1 protein-coding gene is annotated in these 2,026 nt (G+C 74.7%); it reads right to left on the bottom strand.

Annotation, left to right across the window (positions count from 1 at the left end):
* Positions 1–2,013 (bottom strand): chemotaxis protein CheA (locus G4D87_RS37030; protein WP_163787483.1); only part of this gene is annotated, 2,013 nt, incomplete at its 3' end.
* Positions 2,014–2,026: the final 13 nt, after the last annotated feature.

Here is a 2,026-nt window from a genome sequence, read left to right as displayed (position 1 = left end):
GGCGGGCGCCACCGAGGGGGGCGGACGCGGCAGGGCATTGCCCTGGTGGGCGCTGGCGGTGAGGAAGGCCGCCGACAGCACCATGGCCAGGCGCCCATCCGCCAGGGACGTGGCCCCGGTGAGGTGGCCGAAGCGGCCCAGGATGCCCTTCAAGGGGAGGATGGCCTGGACCCGCTCCTCCAGGACGCGGTCCACCACCAGCGCCGCCGCGCCGCTCTGGCTCTTCACCACCAAAGCCAGCTCACCCTCCAGGGCGGGCCGCGAAGGCCCCAGCCCCAGCAGCGACGACAGCGGGGCCAGCGGCAGCACCCGGCCTTCCACCAGGAGCGACGGGCGGCCGGCCACCTCGCACTGGTCCACCGTGTCCACCTTCAGGGCCCGCGAGACGTGGGTGGCGCTCAGGGCCAGCGTCTCCGTCCCCACCTGGATGAAGAGCAGCGGGGCGACGGTGAGGGAGACAGGGACGCGCAGCTCGAAGATGGTGCCCCAGCCCGGCGCCGACTCCACCCCGACGTCGCCGCCCAGGGCCTGGATGGAGGCGCGGACCGCGTCCAACCCCACGCCCCGGCCCGACAGGTCCGTGACGACGTCCCGGGAGGTGAAGCCCGGCAGGAAGATGAGCTCACGGGCCGCCGCGTCCGACAGGGCGTTGGCGGCGCTCTCGTCGAACAGCCCCCGGCGCACGGCCACCTTGCGGAGCTGGGCGGGGTCCACGCCCATGCCGTCGTCCTCGACGCGGAGGATGATGCGGTTGCCCTCCCGAGCGGCGCGCAGCGTGAGACAGCCACGCGGCTTCTTGTCCGCCGTGACGCGGTCCACCCGCGTCTCCAGGCCGTGGTCCAGGGCGTTGCGGACCAGGTGCATCAGCGGCTCACGAAGCGCCTCCACCACCGCGCGGTCGGCGCGCGTGTCCTCGCCGTCGACGACCAGCTCCACCTCCTTGCCCAGCGCGCGGGACAGGTCGCGCACCATGCGGGGGTAGGGCTCGAAGAGGACGGAGAGCGGCAGCATGCGCAGCGTCTGCACCTCCTCCACCAGCATGCCCAGGTCGCGCAACTCCGCGTTGGAGAGCAGCTTCGACTCGCGGTGGAGCACCGCGGCCATCTCCTTGGCCGAGCCCAGCCGTGCCGCCAGCGCGGCGCCCGCGGGCCCCAGGTCTTCCGCCTCGCGCGCCAGCTGACTCAGCTCACGGGCCAGGGCCAGGCGCCGGGCATTGGCCAGCTCCCGGCGACGCGCCACCTGGGTGAGGTTGGTGACGGCGCTGGTGAGCAGGTCCAGGCTCTCCACGCCAATGCGCACCGCGGTGTCCGGCCGAGGCTCGGGCTGCCGGGGCGCCGTGAGGCCGTTGGCCCCCTTCGCCGTCGGCGCCGGCGACGCTCCCCGGGCGCCCCCTCCGGAGGACGCCGCGGTACCGGCGGCTTGCGGCGTGACGAGGCTCGGCATCGCGCTCCGGCCCGGTGAAGACGCGAGAGGCCGGCTCCCCTCCGCGACGGGGACCGTCAACAGCCGCCCCGGAGCAGCCCCTGGGCTCGCCTGCACGGCGGCGGACGGGCCACCGGGGGTCCCCACGCCGCCGCCGGCCTCGGGGCTCGCGGTGGCCGCGGGCGCGAGGCGTCCAGGCGGCAGCCGCACCGATTCGGAGCGGACGCACTCCTGCAACCACGCGACGAGCCGCTCCACAGTGGGCGGCGGCTCGTCGGCGGCCTGCGTCCCGGAGAACACGAGCACGGCGTCCGCCGTGGTCAGCAGCGCATCCGTGGACGCGGGCGAAAGCGCGTAGCGGAGGGGCTCGGTGCAGCGGACCAGCTCCTCCATCTCGTGCACCAGCACGTTGACGTCATCGAAGCCCATCATCCGGGCTTCACCCTTCAGGCCGTGCAGCTCCCGCAGCACGCCCCGCCCCGCCTCCGCGCTGGCGCCGGACTCCAGCTCCATCAAGGACCGGGTGATGCGCTCCAGGCGCACCGTCACCAGGTCCCGGAACTGCCTGAGCAGGCGCTCGCTCGGGGTCACCCGCCCTCCTCCC

This window comes from Myxococcus vastator, from assembly GCF_010894475.1.
Lineage (GTDB): Bacteria > Myxococcota > Myxococcia > Myxococcales > Myxococcaceae > Myxococcus > Myxococcus vastator.
This window is presented reverse-complemented; position numbering and strand designations above follow the sequence as displayed.